The 20,237-nt window shown below is 42.0% G+C and carries 20 protein-coding genes and 1 pseudogene; 20 read left to right on the forward strand and 1 reads right to left on the reverse strand.

Annotated elements, in window-relative coordinates; translation table 11 throughout:
* The first annotated feature begins 88 nt into the window (after positions 1–88).
* The 12 genes from lepA to thiI all read left to right on the forward strand — a co-directional run bounded on the left by lepA (position 89) and on the right by thiI (position 13,986).
* Positions 89–1,903, forward strand: a complete 1,815-nt coding sequence (gene lepA / locus DW959_RS08905; protein WP_008403015.1) for a translation elongation factor 4 — start codon at positions 89–91, stop codon at positions 1,901–1,903.
* Positions 1,904–2,014: 111 nt separating this feature from the next.
* On the forward strand, positions 2,015–3,229 hold the full coding sequence (gene hemW / locus DW959_RS08910) for a radical SAM family heme chaperone HemW (RefSeq protein WP_117821931.1): 1,215 nt from the start codon (positions 2,015–2,017) through the stop codon (positions 3,227–3,229).
* A 22-nt stretch (positions 3,230–3,251) separates the two neighbouring features.
* Positions 3,252–3,884, forward strand: a complete 633-nt coding sequence (locus DW959_RS08915; protein WP_173783366.1) for an ABC transporter ATP-binding protein — start codon at positions 3,252–3,254, stop codon at positions 3,882–3,884.
* Between the two features lie 99 nt (positions 3,885–3,983).
* A complete protein-coding gene (locus DW959_RS08920) occupies positions 3,984–4,790 on the forward strand; it encodes a hypothetical protein (protein ID WP_117807361.1) in 807 nt (268 codons plus the stop codon).
* A 116-nt stretch (positions 4,791–4,906) separates the two neighbouring features.
* The gene (hrcA, locus tag DW959_RS08925) at positions 4,907–5,938 is read left to right on the forward strand and encodes a heat-inducible transcriptional repressor HrcA (protein ID WP_021943470.1); all 1,032 of its coding nucleotides are present in this window, start codon (positions 4,907–4,909) and stop codon (positions 5,936–5,938) included.
* 11 nt (positions 5,939–5,949) lie between these two features.
* Positions 5,950–6,615, forward strand: coding sequence for a nucleotide exchange factor GrpE (gene grpE, locus DW959_RS08930; protein ID WP_021943469.1), 666 nt, complete (start codon positions 5,950–5,952; stop codon positions 6,613–6,615).
* Positions 6,616–6,687: 72 nt separating this feature from the next.
* Positions 6,688–8,535 (forward strand): molecular chaperone DnaK, encoded by a 1,848-nt coding sequence (dnaK, locus tag DW959_RS08935; RefSeq protein ID WP_117807362.1) that lies wholly within the window; start codon positions 6,688–6,690, stop codon positions 8,533–8,535.
* 115 nt (positions 8,536–8,650) lie between these two features.
* Positions 8,651–9,817, forward strand: coding sequence for a molecular chaperone DnaJ (gene dnaJ, locus DW959_RS08940; protein WP_117821930.1), 1,167 nt, complete (start codon positions 8,651–8,653; stop codon positions 9,815–9,817).
* 91 nt (positions 9,818–9,908) lie between these two features.
* Positions 9,909–10,790 carry a 50S ribosomal protein L11 methyltransferase gene (prmA, locus tag DW959_RS08945; protein ID WP_243023370.1) on the forward strand — a complete coding sequence of 294 codons (882 nt, stop codon included), beginning with the start codon at positions 9,909–9,911 and terminating at the stop codon, positions 10,788–10,790.
* Between the two features lie 24 nt (positions 10,791–10,814).
* Positions 10,815–11,561: a 16S rRNA (uracil(1498)-N(3))-methyltransferase gene (locus DW959_RS08950; protein WP_117807364.1), complete on the forward strand. Its 747-nt coding sequence runs from the start codon at positions 10,815–10,817 to the stop codon at positions 11,559–11,561.
* Positions 11,562–11,563: 2 nt separating this feature from the next.
* Positions 11,564–12,709: a cysteine desulfurase family protein gene (locus DW959_RS08955; RefSeq protein ID WP_117807365.1), complete on the forward strand. Its 1,146-nt coding sequence runs from the start codon at positions 11,564–11,566 to the stop codon at positions 12,707–12,709.
* A gap of 89 nt (positions 12,710–12,798) precedes the next feature.
* Entirely contained in the window at positions 12,799–13,986 is a 1,188-nt protein-coding gene (gene thiI / locus DW959_RS08960) for a tRNA uracil 4-sulfurtransferase ThiI (protein WP_117807366.1), read from the forward strand.
* A gap of 96 nt (positions 13,987–14,082) precedes the next feature.
* Here the strand turns inward: thiI and DW959_RS08965 are convergent, their stop codons facing one another.
* A complete protein-coding gene (locus DW959_RS08965) occupies positions 14,083–14,319 on the reverse strand; it encodes an HPr family phosphocarrier protein (protein ID WP_021943462.1) in 237 nt (78 codons plus the stop codon).
* A gap of 113 nt (positions 14,320–14,432) precedes the next feature.
* On the opposite strand from DW959_RS08965, the gene mtaB reads away from it, so the two are divergent.
* From mtaB to DW959_RS09005, 8 genes and pseudogenes are all read left to right on the forward strand, one after another.
* The gene (gene mtaB, locus DW959_RS08970) at positions 14,433–15,746 is read left to right on the forward strand and encodes a tRNA (N(6)-L-threonylcarbamoyladenosine(37)-C(2))-methylthiotransferase MtaB (protein WP_117807367.1); all 1,314 of its coding nucleotides are present in this window, start codon (positions 14,433–14,435) and stop codon (positions 15,744–15,746) included.
* Positions 15,747–15,898: 152 nt separating this feature from the next.
* Positions 15,899–16,162, forward strand: a complete 264-nt coding sequence (locus DW959_RS08975) for an IreB family regulatory phosphoprotein (protein ID WP_021943460.1) — start codon at positions 15,899–15,901, stop codon at positions 16,160–16,162.
* 55 nt (positions 16,163–16,217) lie between these two features.
* A pseudogene (gene ruvX / locus DW959_RS08980) lies at positions 16,218–16,654 on the forward strand (Holliday junction resolvase RuvX).
* A gap of 18 nt (positions 16,655–16,672) precedes the next feature.
* A complete protein-coding gene (locus DW959_RS08985; RefSeq protein ID WP_117807368.1) occupies positions 16,673–16,945 on the forward strand; it encodes a DUF1292 domain-containing protein in 273 nt (90 codons plus the stop codon).
* 4 nt (positions 16,946–16,949) lie between these two features.
* Positions 16,950–18,614, forward strand: a complete 1,665-nt coding sequence (locus tag DW959_RS08990; RefSeq protein WP_021943458.1) for a ribonuclease J — start codon at positions 16,950–16,952, stop codon at positions 18,612–18,614.
* 61 nt (positions 18,615–18,675) lie between these two features.
* Positions 18,676–19,011, forward strand: a complete 336-nt coding sequence (locus tag DW959_RS08995; protein WP_117785451.1) for a YlbF family regulator — start codon at positions 18,676–18,678, stop codon at positions 19,009–19,011.
* A gap of 61 nt (positions 19,012–19,072) precedes the next feature.
* Positions 19,073–19,483 carry an endolytic transglycosylase MltG gene (locus DW959_RS09000; RefSeq protein ID WP_118484345.1) on the forward strand — a complete coding sequence of 137 codons (411 nt, stop codon included), beginning with the start codon at positions 19,073–19,075 and terminating at the stop codon, positions 19,481–19,483.
* Entirely contained in the window at positions 19,480–20,142 is a 663-nt protein-coding gene (locus tag DW959_RS09005; RefSeq protein WP_118484347.1) for an O-methyltransferase, read from the forward strand. Before DW959_RS09000 ends, DW959_RS09005 begins: the two co-directional genes overlap by 4 nt.
* Positions 20,143–20,237: the final 95 nt, after the last annotated feature.

Here is a 20,237-nt window from a genome sequence, read left to right on the forward strand (position 1 = left end):
TGATAATGAACACGAAATTATTTGCCTGCAGGAATGCATGCTTAAAATAAAAAAGAGAAAAGAAATTCAGATACCGGAGGAAAACAGGATGGCTCATATAGATCAGTCAAAGATACGAAATTTTTGCATTATAGCGCATATCGATCATGGTAAATCGACACTTGCGGACAGAATTATAGAAAAGACAGGATTATTGACTGAACGTGAGATGCAGAATCAGGTGCTTGATAATATGGATCTGGAGCGGGAGCGTGGAATCACGATCAAGGCACAGTGCGTCCGTACGATCTATAAAGCACAGGATGGAGAGGAATATATCTTCAATCTGATCGATACTCCGGGACATGTGGATTTTAATTATGAAGTATCAAGAAGTCTGGCTGCCTGTGAGGGCGCGATCCTGGTTGTGGATGCTGCACAGGGAATCGAGGCACAGACACTTGCAAATGTATATCTTGCAATCGATCACGATCTGGATGTTATGCCGGTTATCAATAAGATCGATCTTCCTTCGGCAGAACCGGAGCGTGTGGTAAATGAAATTGAAGATGTGATCGGAATTGAAGCACAGGATGCTCCAAGGATATCGGCAAAGAACGGAATCAATATCGATCAGGTCTTAGAGCAGATCGTTACGAAGATACCGGCACCAGCAGGAGATCCGGAAAAGCCGCTTCAGGCGCTTATATTTGATAGTATTTATGATTCTTATAAAGGTGTTATCATATTCTGCCGTTTATTCGACGGTGTGGTAAAACGTGGAACATCCATTCGGATGATGGCAACCGGAGCAGTTGCAGAGGTAGTGGAAGTAGGAATCTTCGGGGCTGGCAGATTCGTTCCATGTGATGAGTTATCCGCAGGAATGGTAGGTTATATTACTGCCAGCTTAAAGAATGTCAGAGATACCACGGTCGGTGATACCGTTACAGATAACGACAATCCGTGTGCAGAGGCTCTTCCGGGATATAAGAAGGCACAGCCTATGGTCTATTGCGGACTTTATCCGGCAGATGGAGCCAAATATCCGGATCTTCGTGATGCATTAGAGAAGCTGCAGTTAAATGATGCGTCCTTAAGCTTTGAGCCGGAGACATCGATCGCACTTGGTTTCGGTTTCCGTTGCGGTTTCCTTGGACTTCTCCATTTGGAGATCATACAGGAGCGGTTGGAGCGAGAGTTTAATCTGGATCTGGTTACGACTGCACCGGGCGTTGTTTACCGTGTGCATACAACGGATGGCAAGATGATCGAACTGACGAATCCGTCCAATCTGCCGGATCCATCGAATATCGAATATATGGAAGAACCATTTGTATCCGCAGAGATCATGGTCACTACAGAATATGTGGGTGCGATCATGCAGCTTTGTCAGGAACGACGTGGCGTATATCAGGGAATGGAATATATGGAAGAAACCAGAGCACTGCTTCGATATGACCTTCCGTTAAATGAGATCATTTATGATTTCTTTGATGCTTTAAAATCAAGATCCAGAGGATATGCATCCTTTGATTATGAGATGAAGGGCTATGTACGAAGTGAGCTGGTGAAGCTGGATATTCTGATCAATAAAGAAGAGGTCGATGCGTTATCTTTCATTCTTCATCAGGACACTGCTTATGAACGCGGAAGAAAGATGTGTGAGAAATTAAAGCAGGAGATTCCAAGACATTTATTTGAGATTCCGATCCAGGCTGCAATCGGCAATAAGGTCATTGCCAGAGAGACAGTAAGAGCAGTCAGAAAGGATGTCCTTGCAAAATGTTACGGTGGAGATATCTCCCGTAAGAAGAAGCTTCTGGAGAAACAGAAGGAAGGAAAGAAACGTATGCGTCAGATCGGAAATGTAGAGATCCCGCAGCAGGCGTTTATGAGCGTATTAAAACTTGATGAGGAATAAATATAAAATAATTGCAGGTTATATCGGGACACTTAGAATGAAATAAATCAAATGTGATTTTGATATAAGAAGAAAGCAAATTACAGAAAAATGAGAAGGCAGGAAAAACACATGAGAAAAAATCTGAGTATTTATATACATATTCCGTTTTGCGTTAAGAAGTGTGTATATTGTGATTTCCTGTCTTTTGGTGCGGATGATCCGCAGATCAACCGGAGTGGGGCAGTCAGAAAAGCATATGTCCAGAGTATTTGCAGAGAATTATTGAGCTATAAAAGTATATCAAAGGACTATATTGTAAGAACGATATTTATAGGCGGAGGCACTCCGTCTATACTTTTGCCGGGCGAGATCATGAATATTCTGGCAACGCTTCGAAGCATCTTTAAGGTAGATGAAGCAGCAGAGATCACGATAGAGGTGAATCCGGGAACCCTGACCGCGATCAAGGCGGCAGAATATCTGGATGCAGGGATCAACCGTATGAGTATCGGACTGCAGTCTGCACACAATGATGAGCTTGCCATGCTTGGCAGGATCCATACATATGAGCAGTTCCTGGCTTCCTATCAGATGGCACGGGAGGCGGGCTTTCGGAATATCAACATTGATCTGATCTCTGCCATTCCTGGACAGACACTTCATTCCTATCTGGATACACTGGAACGGGTATTGAAGTGCAGACCAGAGCATATCTCCTCCTACAGTCTGATCGTGGAAGATGGTACGCCGCTCGCAGAGGATACGGAGCTTCTTGCAAAGCTCCCGGATGAGGAGGCTGACCGCGAAATGTATGAGGCAACCAGAAAGGTGCTTGAGATGTCAGGGTATAAGCGGTATGAGATTTCCAATTATGCAAAGCCCGGATATGAATGCCGGCATAATATTGTATACTGGACGATGGATGAATACATCGGACTTGGTATCGGTGCGGCTTCTTTTTTTAATGGAAGAAGATACTCAAATACATTGGATATGAAGCAGTATATCCGGACGATGGAGGATGTATTTGATAAACGGTCGGCCGATGAGATTTATCAGAGTCAGGCACTGGATACGATCCGTCATATTGATGAAACGGTTGATGTTGATACCCTGATGGAGGAATATGTGATCTTTGGACTGCGGATGACAAGAGGGATCAGTGCGGCAGATTTCTATGACCGGTTTGGACATTCCTTATATGATGTCTATGGGGATGTTATAAGAAGTTATGTGGCGAGCGGACATATGAAGGATGAGAAAGGAATGGTCTTTCTAACGAGAAAGGGAATCGATGTAAGCAACAGGATCCTTGTAGATTTTCTGCATGATGAAAACAAATGAGAGACGAAGGACAGGTTCGGATATGAAAAAAGAGACAGATGGGCAGAGAGAGACTGTCATAGAAGGGAAGGAACTGAATTATACCTATCCTGGAACGAAAACTCCGGTATGGGAGAAGAATCTGACATTTACGATCGATAAAGGAGAAATCGTCGGGTTGGCAGGGCAAAATGGAAGCGGGAAAAGCACGTTGCTCCGGCTACTGGCAGGATTTATTCCATGGGAAATCAACAGGTGTTCGGGGCAGATGATTACCGGAATATCAGAACGGGATATGGCATGTGTGATCGACAGACCTTCTTTCTTTTCCGATCTTTCTGTGCGGGATAATCTGAGACTGATGGATCGTATGAATGGAGAAAAAGGGCTTATGGATGAGAAGCTGGCAGAACTTCTGGGAATCCATGAATTTGATCGGATCAAAGCATCTAAGCTGTCACTAGGTAATAAACAGAAGCTGGCGCTGTGTCTTGCAATTCATAGGGAAACAAAGCTGGCACTACTGGATGAACCTTTAAACGGATTGGATCCATTTACCAAAGCTTCCGTTCTTTCCTGTCTGAGAAAATGGAGAAAGCAGGGGATGGCTGTTATCCTTACCAGCCATATACCAGGGGATCTGGAACAGATCTGTGACCGGATATTGTATCTTTAAAACAAAAGAAATTCGATTCGGATATCAATACAGAAGAAACCATCAGAGAAACAGAAGGCAACTTTGGTTATTTCTTAATTAACAGGAGCAGGCAACAGTATGAATATTTACGGAGCAGAAGTATTTCGGTATAGCAAAAGCTTTTATGGCAGGATGATCATGATCCTGGTAGTGCCATTTGCATGCCTTACAGCAGCATTTCTTTATTATATAAGTAATGGGATAAGCAGTGACTTTCTGGCGGCGGCAGGCTTCTCAGAACAGACGGTCGCAGCGATCAAAGGCCAGATGAGCGGAATTGCTTATATTGCCTCTTCCTTTTCTGCATCCGAACTTCTGATCCTTCTTATGATGCTTCCGGTTATCCTTCATATATCTGAAGATTATGAACAGAATACATTGCGCTGTGAATTACAGAGAAGCAAGAGCAGAACAGCCTGTTATATTGCAAGAATGCTGGCAGCAGTTACTTATGCCTGGGGCATTTTATTGGAATATATTTTGATTTCCGGGGTGATAGCTGCTTTATTTTTCAGAAGCTCCCATGAAATGTCAGTAGCTTCCCGGACTGGAAAAACAGTGCTTGCGATCGTGCTGCAGTTTATAGTGACCGGAGCGTGTGTGATGTTTGTATTTATGCTGACATCCCTGATCCGTCATTCCGTCTTGTCTATGACAACGATAGTCCTGCTGGTATTCTTATTTACACCGGGATATCGTGTTCTTGTGGATCTGTTTGAGCTTCCGTCCGGAGTAAAACAGATTTGGATCATAGAACTTTTGAGTACCACAAGTGATCTTGCATTTAACAGAACAGATGTATTGATCATGCTGGTGGTCGGTCTTTTATATGCTGTGATTTCTACAAGTCTCGGCGTTCATTTTTTCAAAGTTCAAAAGTTATAAATTTTCTTGATTTTTTTCAAAATAAATGTTGACAAACAAGGGAGTGGGTGTTAGATTAATTTTAGTGGTTAGCACTCGGAGTATTTGAGTGCTAACAAAACGAAAGGGATGAGCAGATGGAACTTGACGAGAGAAAAGTCAAAATTCTGAAAGCTATCGTTTCCAATTATTTAGAGACCGGAGAACCTGTAGGATCGCGGACGATTTCAAAGTATACAGATTTGAATCTGAGTTCAGCGACGATCAGGAATGAGATGTCTGATCTGGAGGACATGGGTTATATATGTCAGCCACATACATCTGCAGGAAGAATTCCAACGGACAAAGGATATCGGTTCTACGTTGACAGCCTTATGAATGAGAAGATAGAGGCTGAGACAGAGAAGGGAAATCTTCTTGAACGAGTTGATAAGATGGAGAAGATGCTGAAGCAGGTTGCCCGGGTATTAGCGGCAAATACGAATTATGCCACACTGGTTACCACACCTCAGTATAATAATACCGTGAAGTTTATACAGCTTTCCAAGGTTGCTGAGTCAAAGCTTCTTGCGGTGATCATGGTGGATGGAAATATCGTAAAGAATAAGCTGATCGATACCACGTACGATCTGAAGAATGACGAGATTTTAAAATTCAATATTTTATTAAACACATTCCTTCAGGGAGCTGCATTAGAAGATATTAATCTGGAACTGATACAGACGATGAAGACACAGGCAGGTGAGTATGCAGATATTTTAGAAACCATATTCCAGGGGATTATGGAAGCCATTCATGAAGCAGATGATCTGAAGGTTTACACAAGCGGAATGACCAACATGTTAAAGTATCCGGAATTAATGGATTCTGCGACAGCAGAGAAGCTGCTTGGAACTTTTGAAGACATAGAAGACAAAGAAGACTTTGTAAAATATGTAGAAGAAGTTATCAATAAAGATAACTCTGATATAGAGATCCGAATCGGTGATGAAAATTCCAGTGAGGATCTGAAAGATTGCTCCCTTGTAACGGCAACTTATAAGATGCCGGAAGGCGCAAAAGGAACTATAGGTATCATCGGTCCGAAACGTATGGACTATAAGAAAGTCGTTACGATGTTAAAAAATCTGACCGATGAATTGGATGATATATTTAATAATAACGAATAGGGGGTCCGATAATGGCAGACACCAAGAAAGATACTAAGAAAGTAAAGACAGATGAAAAGGCAGCAGAAACAATTGTAGATGAAGTTACAGCAGAGTCAGCAGATACTGCAGAAACAACAACTACAGATGTGAATGTTACAGAAACCGTGGATGTCCCTGAAGAGCAGGCGGAAGCAGCAAAACCGAAGCCGGTTGCAAAAGAGAACAGACGTGGCAGTAAGGCTTTAAGAGAAGAAAATGATAAATTGAAAGAACGCTGTCAGGATGCAGAAGACAAATATAAACGTCTTCTTGCAGAGTGCGAGAATATCCGCCAGAGAAATGAAAAGGAGTCATCCAAAATGTATGATTTCGGAGCGAAGGATGTTCTTGGAAAATTACTTCCGGTAGTTGACAACTTTGAAAGAGCGATTGCAGCAATTCCGGAAGAGGATAAAGACAGACCGTTTGAAGCAGGAGTTGATAAAATCTACAAATCACTCATGACTTCACTGGAATCCATCGGTGTTACCCCGATGAACTGCGAGGGTGAACAGTTTGATCCGGCGTTCCACAATGCAGTAATGCATGTAGAGGATGAGAATTACGGAGAGAACGTGATCGTCGAAGAGATGCAGCGTGGTTACATGTATAAGGATCAGGTATTACGATTCAGCATGGTAAAGGTTGCAAACTAATAGTCAAATGACTATAGCATATAAATTTTATTAAATTAAGAAAACAGAATTTTATTTAGGAGGAATATAATCATGGGTAAGATAATTGGTATTGACTTAGGTACAACAAATTCATGTGTAGCAGTAATGGAAGGTGGTAAGCCTGTTGTTATTGCGAATACAGAAGGTATGAGAACTACACCATCTGTAGTAGGTTTCTTAAAGACAGGAGAGAGAGTAGTAGGTGAGCCTGCAAAACGTCAGGCAGTTACAAATGCAGATAAGACAATTTCATCCATCAAGCGTCATATGGGTACAGATTACAGAGTAGAGATCGATGGTAAGAAGTATTCACCGGAAGAGATTTCAGCTATGATTCTTCAGAAACTGAAATCCGATGCAGAAGGATATCTCGGTGAGAAGGTTACAGAGGCCGTTATCACAGTACCTGCTTACTTCTCAGATGCACAGAGACAGGCAACAAAGGATGCCGGTAAGATTGCAGGACTTGATGTAAAGCGTATCATCAACGAGCCTACAGCAGCAGCTCTTTCTTATGGTCTTGATAATGAGCAGGAGCAGAAGATCATGGTATATGACTTAGGTGGTGGTACATTTGATGTATCTATCATAGAGATTGGTGAAGGTGTCATTGAAGTATTAGCAACAGCCGGTGATAATAAGCTTGGTGGTGATGACTTTGATAATGCTGTTACACAGTATATGTTAGATGAGTTCAAGAAGGCAGAAGGTATTGATCTTTCAAGCGATAAGATGGCTATGCAGAGATTAAAGGAAGCAGCAGAGAAGGCAAAGAAAGAGCTTTCATCCGCTATGACAACAAACATCAACCTTCCTTTCATTACAGCAAATCAGGATGGACCAAAGCATTTTGATATGAACCTGACAAGAGCAAAATTTGATGAGTTAACAGCAGATCTGGTTGACAGAACAAAGGTACCTGTTCAGACAGCACTGGAAGATGCAGGACTTACTGCAGCAGATCTTGATAAGGTATTATTAGTTGGTGGTTCTACACGTATCATCGCCGTACAGGAAGAAGTTAAGAGATTAACAGGTAAAGAGCCGTTCAAGGGTATCAACCCTGATGAGTGTGTTGCAATCGGTGCATCTATCCAGGGCGGTAAGCTTGCAGGTGATGCCGGTGCCGGTGAGATTCTTCTTCTTGATGTTACACCACTTACACTTTCTATCGAAACAATGGGTGGTATCGCAACACATCTGATCGAGAGAAACACTACAATTCCTACAAAGAAGAGCCAGATTTTCTCAACAGCACAGGATAATCAGGATGCCGTTGATATCAACGTAGTACAGGGTGAAAGACAGTTTGCAAAAGATAATAAGAGTCTTGGACGTTTCAGACTGGATGGTATCGCTCCTGCAAGAAGAGGCGTTCCTCAGATCGAAGTATCATTCGATATCGATGCGAATGGTATCGTAAATGTATCTGCTAAGGATCTCGGAACAGGAAGAGAACAGCACATTACAATTACTTCCGGTACATCACTTTCAGATGATGATATCGAGAGAGCAGTAAAAGAAGCTGCAGAATACGAAGCACAGGATAAGAAACGTAAGGAAGGCATTGAAGCAAGAAATGAAGCAGATGCACTTGCATTCCAGACAGAAAAAGCACTGAATGAAGTCGGAGATAAGCTTTCAGATGCAGATAAGTCTGCCGTACAGGCTGACTTAGACTCATTAAAGTCAACAATTGAAAGCACGGATGCAGAGAATATGACAGATCTTGATGTGGATAAGATCAAGGCGGCTAAGGATAAGCTTATGGAAAGTGCTCAGAATCTGTTCGCTAAGCTTTATGAGCAGAATGGTCCCGGAGCAAATGCAGGAACAGGTACAGGTACACCGGACTTTTCAGAGGGTGATGTAGTAGATGGAGATTTCACAGAGGTTTAAGCCTTGAAATAATATGAAATGTAGTCTATAGTAAATATCTGACAGTAAAACAGGAAAATTGTTTCCTGTTTTACTGTGGATATGAAAGTATATCGCAGATGAAAGGTTAAAAGTTATGGCAGAAACAAAAACTGATTACTATGAGGTCCTTGGTGTAACCAAGAATGCCTCAGAGGCAGAGATAAAAAAAGCATATCGTGTCGTAGCCAAGAAATATCATCCTGATATGAACCCGGGCGATGCGGAAGCTGAAAGAAAATTTAAAGAAGCAGCGGAAGCTTATGCAGTACTTAGTGACCCGGAGAAGCGAGCAAAATATGATCAGTATGGTCATGCGGCATTTGATCCAAATGCCGGCGGCAGTGGCTTTGGTGGCTTCGGCGGCTTTGATTTTGCTGATATGGGAGATATTTTCGGAGATATTTTCGGAGATATGTTCGGTGGTGGAAGCAGACAGAGAAATTCAAACGGACCTGTAAAGGGTGCTAACATCAAGACAACGATCAGAGTTGCTTTTGAGGAAGCAATATTTGGTACACAGAAAGAACTGGATCTTCCATTAAAGGATGAATGTGAAGTATGTAAGGGAACCGGTTCACAGCCGGGACATCAGCCGGAGGTTTGTGGCAAATGCGGCGGAAAAGGTCAGATCGTTACAACACAGCAGTCCTTGTTTGGCGTAGTAAGAAATGTATCGACTTGTCCGGACTGTGGCGGATCCGGTAAGATCATTAGATATAAATGTAGCAACTGTGCGGGAACCGGTTATGTAAAGAGCAGAAAGAAGATTCAGATCGCTGTTCCGCCTGGAGTAGATAACGGAACCAATATCCGTATCAAAGGAAAAGGTGAACCTGGATTTAATGGTGGTGAAAGAGGAGATCTTCATGTTACGATCCTTGTTGATCGTCATCCGAAGTTCCAGAGACAGGAATACAATCTTTACTCCTCCGAACCGATCTCATTCACACAGGCAGCACTGGGTGGAAATATTAAGATCCATACGATCGAGGGAGAGATTGATTACACGATCCCACCAGGAACACAGACCGATACCAAGGTTAAGCTGAAGGGAAAAGGTGTGCCAAACCTGAAGAATCCTACTCAGCGTGGTGATCATTATGTAACACTGGTTGTACAGGTTCCTGAGAAGCTGACTGCAGAACAGAAGCGTATTTTGAATGAATACGAGCAGGCAACATTGGTTGAGACCAGACCTGTAACAGATTCGGTAGGAACATCATTCTCGTTTGGAGATCACAAAAAAAGAAAGAAGAAATAGGTAAATAGATTATGAAATGGACACAAATCACGATTGAAACAACGTGTGAGGCTGTCGATTTACTCAGCGCCTTCCTCGATGAGGAAGCGTTTTGGGTATAGAAGTCGATGACAATGTGCCTCTGACAGATGAAGAAATGGCAGCGATGTTTGTAGATCTTCTGCCGGATGAGATGCCGACGGATGACGGAACAGCAAAGGTTTCCTGCTATCTGAATGATTCCTTTGACAAGGAAGAGATAAAAACAAAGATCAAAAACGAACTGGAACGGTTGTCAGAATTTATTCCGGTTGGAGCCTGTAATATCATAGAATCCGAGACGGAAGATGTGGACTGGATGAATAACTGGAAAGCATATTTTAAACCGTTTCGTCTGTATGATAATATCGTTATCAAACCAACCTGGGAGGATGCACCTTCTGACGTAACAGATGATGATATTGTGATCGATATTGATCCGGGTGCAGCATTTGGAACCGGTTCCCATGAGACAACCAGATTATGTATCGGACAGTTGAAGAAATATATGAAAGAAGGAGATCTGGTTCTTGACTGTGGAAGCGGAAGCGGGATTCTTTCCTTTGTATGCAGTAATCTTGGCGCAAAAGAGGTTCTTGGAATTGATATAGATGAAACTGCGGTTCATGTCAGCATCGAGAACAGGGAGATCAACCATATTACTGAAGATCAGGTTCAGTTCCTCTGTGGCAATGTGCTTGCAGATAAAGAGCTTGTCCAGTCGATTGAGCCGAAATATGATATCGTAGTTGCGAATATTCTTGCAGATGTAATCATCCCACTTTCCGGTGTTGTACAGCAGTTTATGAAGGATGATGCGAAGTTTATCTGTTCCGGAATTATCAATACAAAAGAAGATGAGGTCAGACAGGCACTTCTTGACAATCACTTCAGAATAGTGGATACTGTCTCTATGAAAGACTGGATCAGTTTTGTAGCTGAGAAGGATAATTAGTCATAAAGAGACAGGATTGGGAAGATGAATCGTTTTTTTGTAGATTTTGATGGACGGGAATTTGATAAGAGCATTGATATTACCGGTGAGGATGTCAATCATATTAAGAATGTTCTTCGTTTAAAAGTAAATGATGAGATCATAATAAGTGATGGCAGGGGTAGAGATTACCGCTGCCAGATTTCAGTTATGGATCATGAAAAAGTGGTTGCAGATATTCTGGATGTATGTGATAATTTTGCAGAACTTGAAACAGGGATTACGTTGTTTCAGGGATTTCCAAAGGCAGATAAAATGGAATGGATCATCCAGAAGACGGTAGAACTTGGTGTGATCAGGATCGTACCGGTTATGACGAAACGGACGGTTGTCAAGCTGGATGCGAAGAAAGCAGGAAAGAAGACGGAACGTTATCAGGCAATCGCACTTGCGGCGGCGAAGCAGTCGGGCAGAGGCATAATCCCGGAGGTGACGGCTCCCGTAACATGGAAAGAGGCTCTTGCTATGGCAAAGGAGCTTGATATGAATATGATCCCATATGAGGAAGCAGAAGGAGTCGCATATTCGAAAGAGGTCTTTGCATCGATCAAAGGAAAGAAAAGTCTTGGTATATTTATAGGTCCGGAAGGTGGATTTGCCAGAGAAGAAGTCAAGACAGCGGTAGCTATGGGCGCGAAGATGGTCACACTTGGACACAGAATTTTGCGTACAGAGACGGCAGGAATGGCGGTTATGTCGATCATAATGTTTGAACTGGAAGAGGATAGATAGAGATGGAAGCATATTTTGATAATGCAGCAACAACAAAGGTATTTCCGGAAGTGAAAGATCTGGTAGTAAAATTAATGGAAGAAGATTATGGAAATCCTTCTTCCTTGCATCAGAAAGGTCTGGATGCAGGACACTATATCAAGGAGACAAAAGAGATTCTTGCAAAAGAATGGAAGGTAGACAGCAAAGAGATCGTGCTGACTTCCGGTGGAACGGAATCTAATAATCTTGCGTTGATCGGAGCGGCACTTGCGAATAAAAGAAGTGGTAACCGGATTATAACTTCTAAGGTGGAACATGCATCCGTATCAAGTACGATGGCATTTTTGGAGAGTCTTGGATTTGAAGTTGTATATCTGAATGTAGATCACCAGGGAATCGTGGATCTGGAACAATTAGAACAGGAAGTGAATGAGGATACGATCCTTGTATCTGTTATGTATGTAAATAATGAGATTGGTGCAGTAGAGCCGATTCAGGAGATTGCAGAGATTATCAAAGAAAAGAATCCGAAGACGCTCTTTCATGTGGATGCGATTCAGGCATTTGGCAAATATCACATTTACCCGAAACGGATGGGTATCGATCTGATGTCTGTAAGTGGTCATAAGATACATGGACCAAAAGGAACGGGAGCGTTGTTTATCAAGAACCGTACGAAGGTGAAGCCAATCATATACGGCGGCGGACAGCAGGATGGAATGCGGTCAGGTACAGAAAATGTTCCGGGATTTGCAGGATTTGGACTGGCAACAAAGATAGTTTATGAAGATCTGGAAGCCAGAATTGTTCGTATGCGGGCGGTAAAAGACCGTTTGACCGAACGACTAAAGACACTTCCGGATGTATATATCAATGAAGGGGAAGCACCACATATCCTAAGTGTATCATTTGTTGGTGTTCGAAGCGAAGTGATGCTGCATGCATTAGAAGAACGGGAAATCTATGTTTCTTCCGGATCGGCATGTTCGTCGAATAAACCGGCAGTCAGCCATGTATTGTCTTCGATCGGTTTGCAGAAGAATCGGTTGGAATCCACGATCCGTTTCAGTTTTTCGGCAGAGAACACAGTGGAACAGGCAGACTATGCAGCAGATGTGATAGAGGAGATCCTGCCGGTTTATAGAAAATATGTCAGAAAAAAGTAGTATCAAACGAATGGAAAGTTTGTTTATAATAGTAAAAAACAGGTGAAGAATAAATAAACAGGATGAAAATTGGAGGTTGAGAGAAGTATATGCAGTATAAGGCATTTATGATCAAATATGCTGAGATCGGTACAAAAGGAAAAAACCGGTATATATTTGAAGATATCCTTGTAAAAAACATTAATCGTAAGATCAAAAATTATGGTGATTTTTATATCCGCAAGGAACAGGGAAGGATCTTTATTGAAGCAAAATCAGACTATGATTATGAAGATGTAGTGAATGCACTGACCAAGGTATTCGGTATCGTTGGAATCTGCCCGATCGTGGTAGAGGAGGATACATCGTTTGAAGCGATCAAAGGAAAGGTGATCGCATATGTGGATCAGGCATATCGTAAGAAGAACTTTACCTTTAAAGTAAATACAAGAAGAAATGATAAAAGCTATCCTATGACCTCAATGGAGGTAAATGCGGAGCTTGGTCATTATCTGTTAGAGGCATTTCCGGATACTTCCGTTGATGTTCATGAACCGGATGAGATCATAAATGTAGAGATCCGGAAGACGGTATATATTTATTCGATCACGATTCCAGGCCCGGGAGGACTTCCGGTTGGTACAAATGGCAAGGGAATGGCATTATTATCCGGTGGAATTGACAGCCCGGTTGCAACTTATATGATTGCAAAACGTGGAGTTCAGATGGAAGCGGTATATTTTCATGCACCGCCATTTACCAGTGAACGTGCCAAAGAAAAGGTAATTGATCTGGCGTGTCTGGTTGCGGATTATGCAGGTGCGATCAAGTTACATGTTGTAAACTTTGCAGATGTTCAGATGGCAATCTATGATAACTGTCCGCACGAGGAACTTACGATCATTATGAAGCGTTATATGATCAAGATAGCAGAAGAGCTGGCAAAGAGAAATGACTGTCAGTGTACGGTGACGGGAGAAAGTATCGGGCAGGTATCCAGCCAGACGGTATTCAGTCTTGCTGTTATCAATGATGTCAGTACTTTGCCGGTATTCCGTCCATGTATCGGACTGGATAAGCAGGAGATCGTTGACATATCAGAGAAAATCGGAACCTATGAGACTTCGATCCTTCCTTATGAGGACTGCTGTACAACATTTGTAGCAAAGCACCCGGTAACAAAACCGATATTATCTGCGATCGAGAAATCGGAAGCAAAGCTTGCCGGTATTATCGAACCGTTATATGAAAAAGCGTTAGAGTCTGTAGAAACTGTAATGTGCAGATCACAGAGATAAGATGAAAAAGCTTGCCACTACAAAGGCGGCAAGCTTTTTTATGCAGAATGACTGTCGGAACGGGCATTCTGTATGTATGCAAATAGGCGGTTATGATTATTCAACAACGTAAGGCTTGATTGCTGCAAGAATATCAGCAAGATCCTTGTCATCAGCGTGAATGTTTAATTCAATTGGCTTTGAAATATCAAGGCTGAATATACCCATAATTGATTTTGCATCAATAACATAACGTCCTGAGATGAGGTCGAATTCTGCGTCGAATTTTGCAATTTCATTGCAGAATGCTTTTACCTTATCGATTGAATTTAAAGAAACCATTAATGCTTTCATGATTGCCCTCCTAAAAGTTAGATTATCCGGAGTCATAATGACCGCGGATGTTTATATATTTATAATATCTTTTGGAGAGGGAAAAGTCAATAATAAGAAAGGAAAAATAAGGAATGTTGAAGGGAAAAACAGTAGCCCCTCTGACACTGGGCTGCAAGGTAAATCAATACGAGACAGATGGTATGATCGAACTCTTAAAAGAGGCTGGTATGACGGCTGTTTCCTTCGAAGAAAAAGCAGATGTGTATCTGATAAATACATGCTCTGTTACCAATATGGCAGATAAAAAGTCCAGACAGATGATACACAGAGCCAAGAAGCTGAATCCGGATGCGGTTGTAATAGCAGCGGGCTGTTATGTGCAGGCGGCAAAAGATAAGCTGATGGAAGATGACAGGATATCTATTATCATCGGAAATAATAAAAAGAAGGACATTGTGCAGATCCTTGAAGACTATCTGGAGATCGGAGTGACGGACGAAGGCATGCTCGATATTGCGGCAGAAAAGGAATATGAACCGCTTACGATCAACAGTACCTTAGAACATACACGGGCATATGTGAAGATTCAGGATGGATGTAACCAGTTCTGCTCTTATTGTATTATTCCGTACGTTAGAGGAAGAATCCGGAGCCGGGAGCTTGCATCGATTACAGAAGAAGTAGAACGTCTGGCACAGACCGGAGTAAAAGAGATTGTTCTGACAGGTATCCATATCTCATCTTATGGCAATGATAAGGAAAATGAGGTAGGACTCGCAGATGTAATTGACGCAATCTCAAAAATTGAATCAATTGAACGGATCCGTCTTGGTTCTCTGGAACCGGGTATCATTACAGATACATTTATAGATCGTATTGTGGATAATAAAAAGGTATGTCCGCATTTCCATTTAAGCCTGCAAAGTGGCTGCAATACAGTATTGAAACGGATGAACCGGAAATATACTTGTGAAGAATACTTTGAAAAATGTGAGATGCTTCGTAAGGCATTTGACCGCCCGGCTTTGACAACAGATGTGATCGTAGGCTTTCCGGGAGAAACGGATGAAGAATTTCAGGAAACGGTTGACTACCTGACGAAACTTAATCTGTATGAAATGCATATATTTAAATTTTCACCGAGACAGGGAACGGTTGCGGCCGGTATGAGGGATCAGATCGGACCGGAGATCAAGAATCAGAGGAGCGATGTGCTGCTGGCATTATCTGAAAAGAACAAACATGCATATGAAGCTTCTTTTCGGGGAGAAACTCTGGAGGTTCTGATTGAAGAAAAAGTCCGGAGAAATGGAAAAGACGGATACCGTGGACATACAGAACGCTATATAGATATTTTTGTAGAGAAAGAATGTATGCATAGGATTTGTGGACGAGAAGTGGATATCATCAATCATATAGTGCAGATTCCATATGGCATGGAATAGACAGCCGGTGGGGGAAAATTATGCATGAATTGCGTGGAACATATACAAATATGCGGCTTTAGGTTGAATTTTGCGTGATTTTATATTATTATAGGGTAAGATTTTTTTGCAAAGATGCCGATGGCACTTGATAAAAGTAAGGATGTGAGTATATGAATAATAGAGAAAATACACAACATATTGCACAACTGAAAGATAATACAATAGATGTAACACAGATCATTGGACAGGTTTATGAGGCTTTGACAGAAAAAGGATATAATCCGGTCAGCCAGCTTGTTGGTTATATTATGAGTGGAGATCCTACATATATCACCAGCTATAAGAATGCAAGAAGTCTGATCATGAAGGCAGAACGGGATGAGATCATTGAAGTTCTGTTTGAAGATTACATCAAGAATAATCTGATCAAGTAGATGAAGAGTGCATCAGAATAATCGAATCAGGTAGAGAGAAGAACAGGATAAGAGTATGCGGATAATTGGATTGGACTACGGAACAAAGACAGTAGGAGTTGCGGTCAGTGATGCGCTGATGATCACGGCACAGCCACTTGAAACAATAGAAAGAAAATCAGCAAACAAGCTCGACAGACACTTGCGAGAATAGAGAGTATCATTGAAGAATATCAGGCGGAACGGATCGTTCTCGGATATCCGAAGAATATGAATAATACGATTGGAGAACGGGCAGAAGCGACCGAACAGTTTAAAGAAGATCTGGAACGCAGGACAGGCCTGGAAGTGATCCTGTGGGATGAAAGACTCTCTACGGTAGAAGCAGAACGGATTTTAATGGATACCGGAGTCAGAAGAGAAAACCGGAAGCAGTATGTGGACAAGATGGCTGCTGCGGTTATTTTGCAGAATTATCTTGATAGTCAGGCTCATGAAGGGCAGACAGAATAGTCGAAAGGATTAAACAGAATGGAAAACGACAGCATAGTATTTACAGATGAAGATGGCAATGAGGTTGTTTTTTCTGTTATGGAGCAGACAACTCTTGGCGGAGTGAATTACCTGCTTGTTACAGAAGATGGAGACGATGAGGATGATGGTTCTTTCCTGATCCTGAAGGAGAATGCTTCAGACAGTGAAGGTGAGATGGCAGCGTTTGATATCGTTGAAGATGACAAAGAATTAGAAGCAGTTATGAAGATATTTGAAGAACTGCTAGAGGACGTAGATTTGGAGGTATAGAACATTGAAAAAATTGAATAGTGATGCAGTAAAGATCATTCCATTGGGCGGATTGGAACAGATTGGAATGAACATTACTGCAATAGAGTATGAGGACTCTATTATAGTCATTGACTGCGGTCTGGCATTCCCTGAGGACGATATGTTAGGAATCGATCTTGTAATACCGGATGTCACTTACCTTAAGGAAAACGCGGACAAAGTCAAAGGACTTGTGGTTACCCATGGTCATGAGGATCATATCGGAGCCATTCCTTACATTGAGAAAGAACTCAATATGCCGATTTACGCAACAAAGCTTACGATGGGACTGATCGAGAATAAACTGAAAGAACATAATCTGATGAACAACACCAGACGTAAGGTTGTAAAATATGGACAGAATATCATTCTTGGAAAATTCCGGATAGAATTTATTAAGACGAACCATTCGATTGCTGATTCCGCAGCATTGGCGATCTATACGCCGGCAGGACTGCTTGTCCATACCGGAGATTTCAAAATTGATTATACACCGGTATTTGGAGACATGATCGATCTCCAACGTTTTGCGGAACTTGGAAAAAAAGGCGTTCTGGCACTGATGGCAGATTCCACAAATGCAGAACGTGAGGGCTTTACAAAGTCAGAAAAGACAGTAGGAAGAACCTTTGATAATCTGTTCAATGATAATCAGAATCATCGTATTATTATTGCTACATTTGCATCGAATGTAGATCGTGTGCAGCAGATTATCAATTCGGCATATAAATATGGCAGAAAAGTAATCATCGAAGGAAGAAGTATGGTGAATATCATCAGTACAGCTTCTGAACTCGGATATATTGATATACCGGACAACACGCTGATCGATATCAGCCAGATCAAGAATTATCCGGATGAGAAGCTGGTTCTGATCACGACAGGAAGCCAAGGTGAAAACATGGCTGCCTTATCAAGGATCGCAGCATCGATCCATAATAAGATCTCTATCATGCCGGGAGATGTGGTCATATTCAGTTCGCACCCGATCCCTGGTAATGAAAAAGCGGTATTCAAGGTGATCAATGAGCTGGAAATGAAAGGTGCTCATGTAATTTTTGAAGATACACATGTATCCGGACATGCATGCAGAGAGGAATTGAAGCTGATCTATGCACTCACAAAACCAAAATATGCGATACCAGTACATGGTGAGTACAGACATCTGAAGCGCCATGCAGAGCTGGCACAGGAGATGGGTATTCCAAAAGAGAATATCAAGATCCTGACAACAGGAGATGTTCTGGAAGTCAGTGAGGATAAACTGGAAGTAACCGGAAAAGTTCCTGCACAGGGAGTCTTTGTTGACGGACTTGGAGTTGGAGATGTTGGAAATATCGTTTTAAGAGACAGACAGCTTCTGTCGCAGAATGGTCTTCTGATCATCGTAGTGACACTCGATAAATACAGCAATAACCTGATTGCAGGACCGGATATCGTTTCCCGTGGATTTGTATATGTCAGAGAATCGGAAACATTGATGGAAGACTGCCGTGCCGTAGTAGAAGAAGCACTGGAGAAATGCCTGCGGAAGAATATTACCGACTGGGGCAAGATCAAGACAACCATCAAGGATTCCTTAAGTGAATTCCTTTGGAAGCGGACGAAGAGAAGCCCGATGATCCTTCCGATCATTACCGAAGTATAAATTGTCCTGAAAAATAGTGTCCATGCACAGATGCAGGTTAAGAAGAAAAGAGGAAACAGACATGAGTGATGTTGTTGAACTCAGCAAAAAACTGAATGAAACGATAAAGGAGTCAGAATTCTACAGAAATTATCTGACCTGCCGTGAACGGCTGTATGAACATCCGGATCTTCTCCGGGGACTGAATGAATTCAAGAAAAGAAATTCAGAGATCCAGAACCGTGGCTCTGTGGATAATCCATACGATGAGGTGGTTGCACTGTTTGAGGAGTATGACGCAATCGTTCACGACACGATCGTGAATGATTTCCTTCGGGCAGAACGAAAGCTGTGCAGGATGTTGAAAACGATGTATGATGAGATTGCAGATGGTCTGGATGTTGACATAAAGCAGTAGGATATGATAAAACAGTTACGAGAAGTGTCTGGATGGACACCGTAAGATAAGGAGAACAGATATGGCTATAGATAGTGCTGTAACAATGAAACGGATATTGCGGTTTGCGATAGGCTTACTGGTAAATGTATTTATCCTGTTTATACTTGTGAAAGTGTTTGCGTTTGGCTTTAGCTTTGCCTATGATGTATTTGCCAGCAATAACTGTAAGGATAAATCTGATACAAAGGTAGTCACAGTCACAGTTCTGCCGGATTCTTCGATCAAGGATGTATGCGAGACTCTGGATGATGCCGGAGTTGTAAAAAATGCATACGCACTGATGGTACGTATCCGAATCGGATCTTATGCAGCAAAGATAAAACCTGGAACATATGAGATCGCACCAAGTTATACAAATGATGAGATCATAACGATCATAACAGGTGGAACTCTGGATAGTGACAGTAAGAAAAGTGGAGATAATAAATGATAACAGATGAGAGAATTGCATCCTTCATAAATTCATTCAACAATGACTATGATGATGCAATAACTGCTATCAGAAAAGAAGCAGAAGAGCAGGGGGTTCCTATCATACGAAGAGAGGCCGGAGAATTTATCAGGCTTCTTCTGAGAATGAAGAAACCGGTAAATATACTGGAGATAGGAACTGCGGTAGGCTTTTCTGCTATTTTTATGAGCAGGTTTATTGCAGAGGGTGGACATATCACAACAATTGAAAACTATCAGCCGAGAATTGATCAGGCAAAAGAGAATATAAAGCTGGCAGGTGCAGAAAAGAAGATCACTCTGTTAGAGGGAGATGCAAATGAGATCCTGCCGACATTGTCGGATCAATATGATCTGGTCTTTATGGATGCTGCAAAAGGTCAGTATGGAAGCTTTTTCCAGAAGGTGGTTCCTTTGCTTGCGCCGGAAGGAGTCCTGCTATGTGATAATGTGCTGCAGGATGGAGATGTACTGGAATCGCGGTTTGCAGTAACCAGAAGAAACCGGACAATTCATGCCAGAATGCGGGAATATCTGTATGAATTAAAGCATGATGAACGGCTGGATACAGCCATCCTGAATATAGGAGATGGAATGAGCCTATCGGTGAAAAAAACGGCTGATAAAAAGGATCATTGAAAAAGTAGTGGATCAATGAAAAAACAAGAAGATATTAACAGGCGGATGGCAACAGACTAAAAGGTGATGCCATCTGTACGGAAAGAAAAGAAGAG

The sequence above is a fragment of the Clostridium sp. AM46-21 genome, assembly GCF_003480025.1.
In the GTDB taxonomy this organism is placed as follows: Bacteria; Bacillota; Clostridia; order Lachnospirales; family Lachnospiraceae; genus Coprococcus; species Coprococcus ammoniilyticus.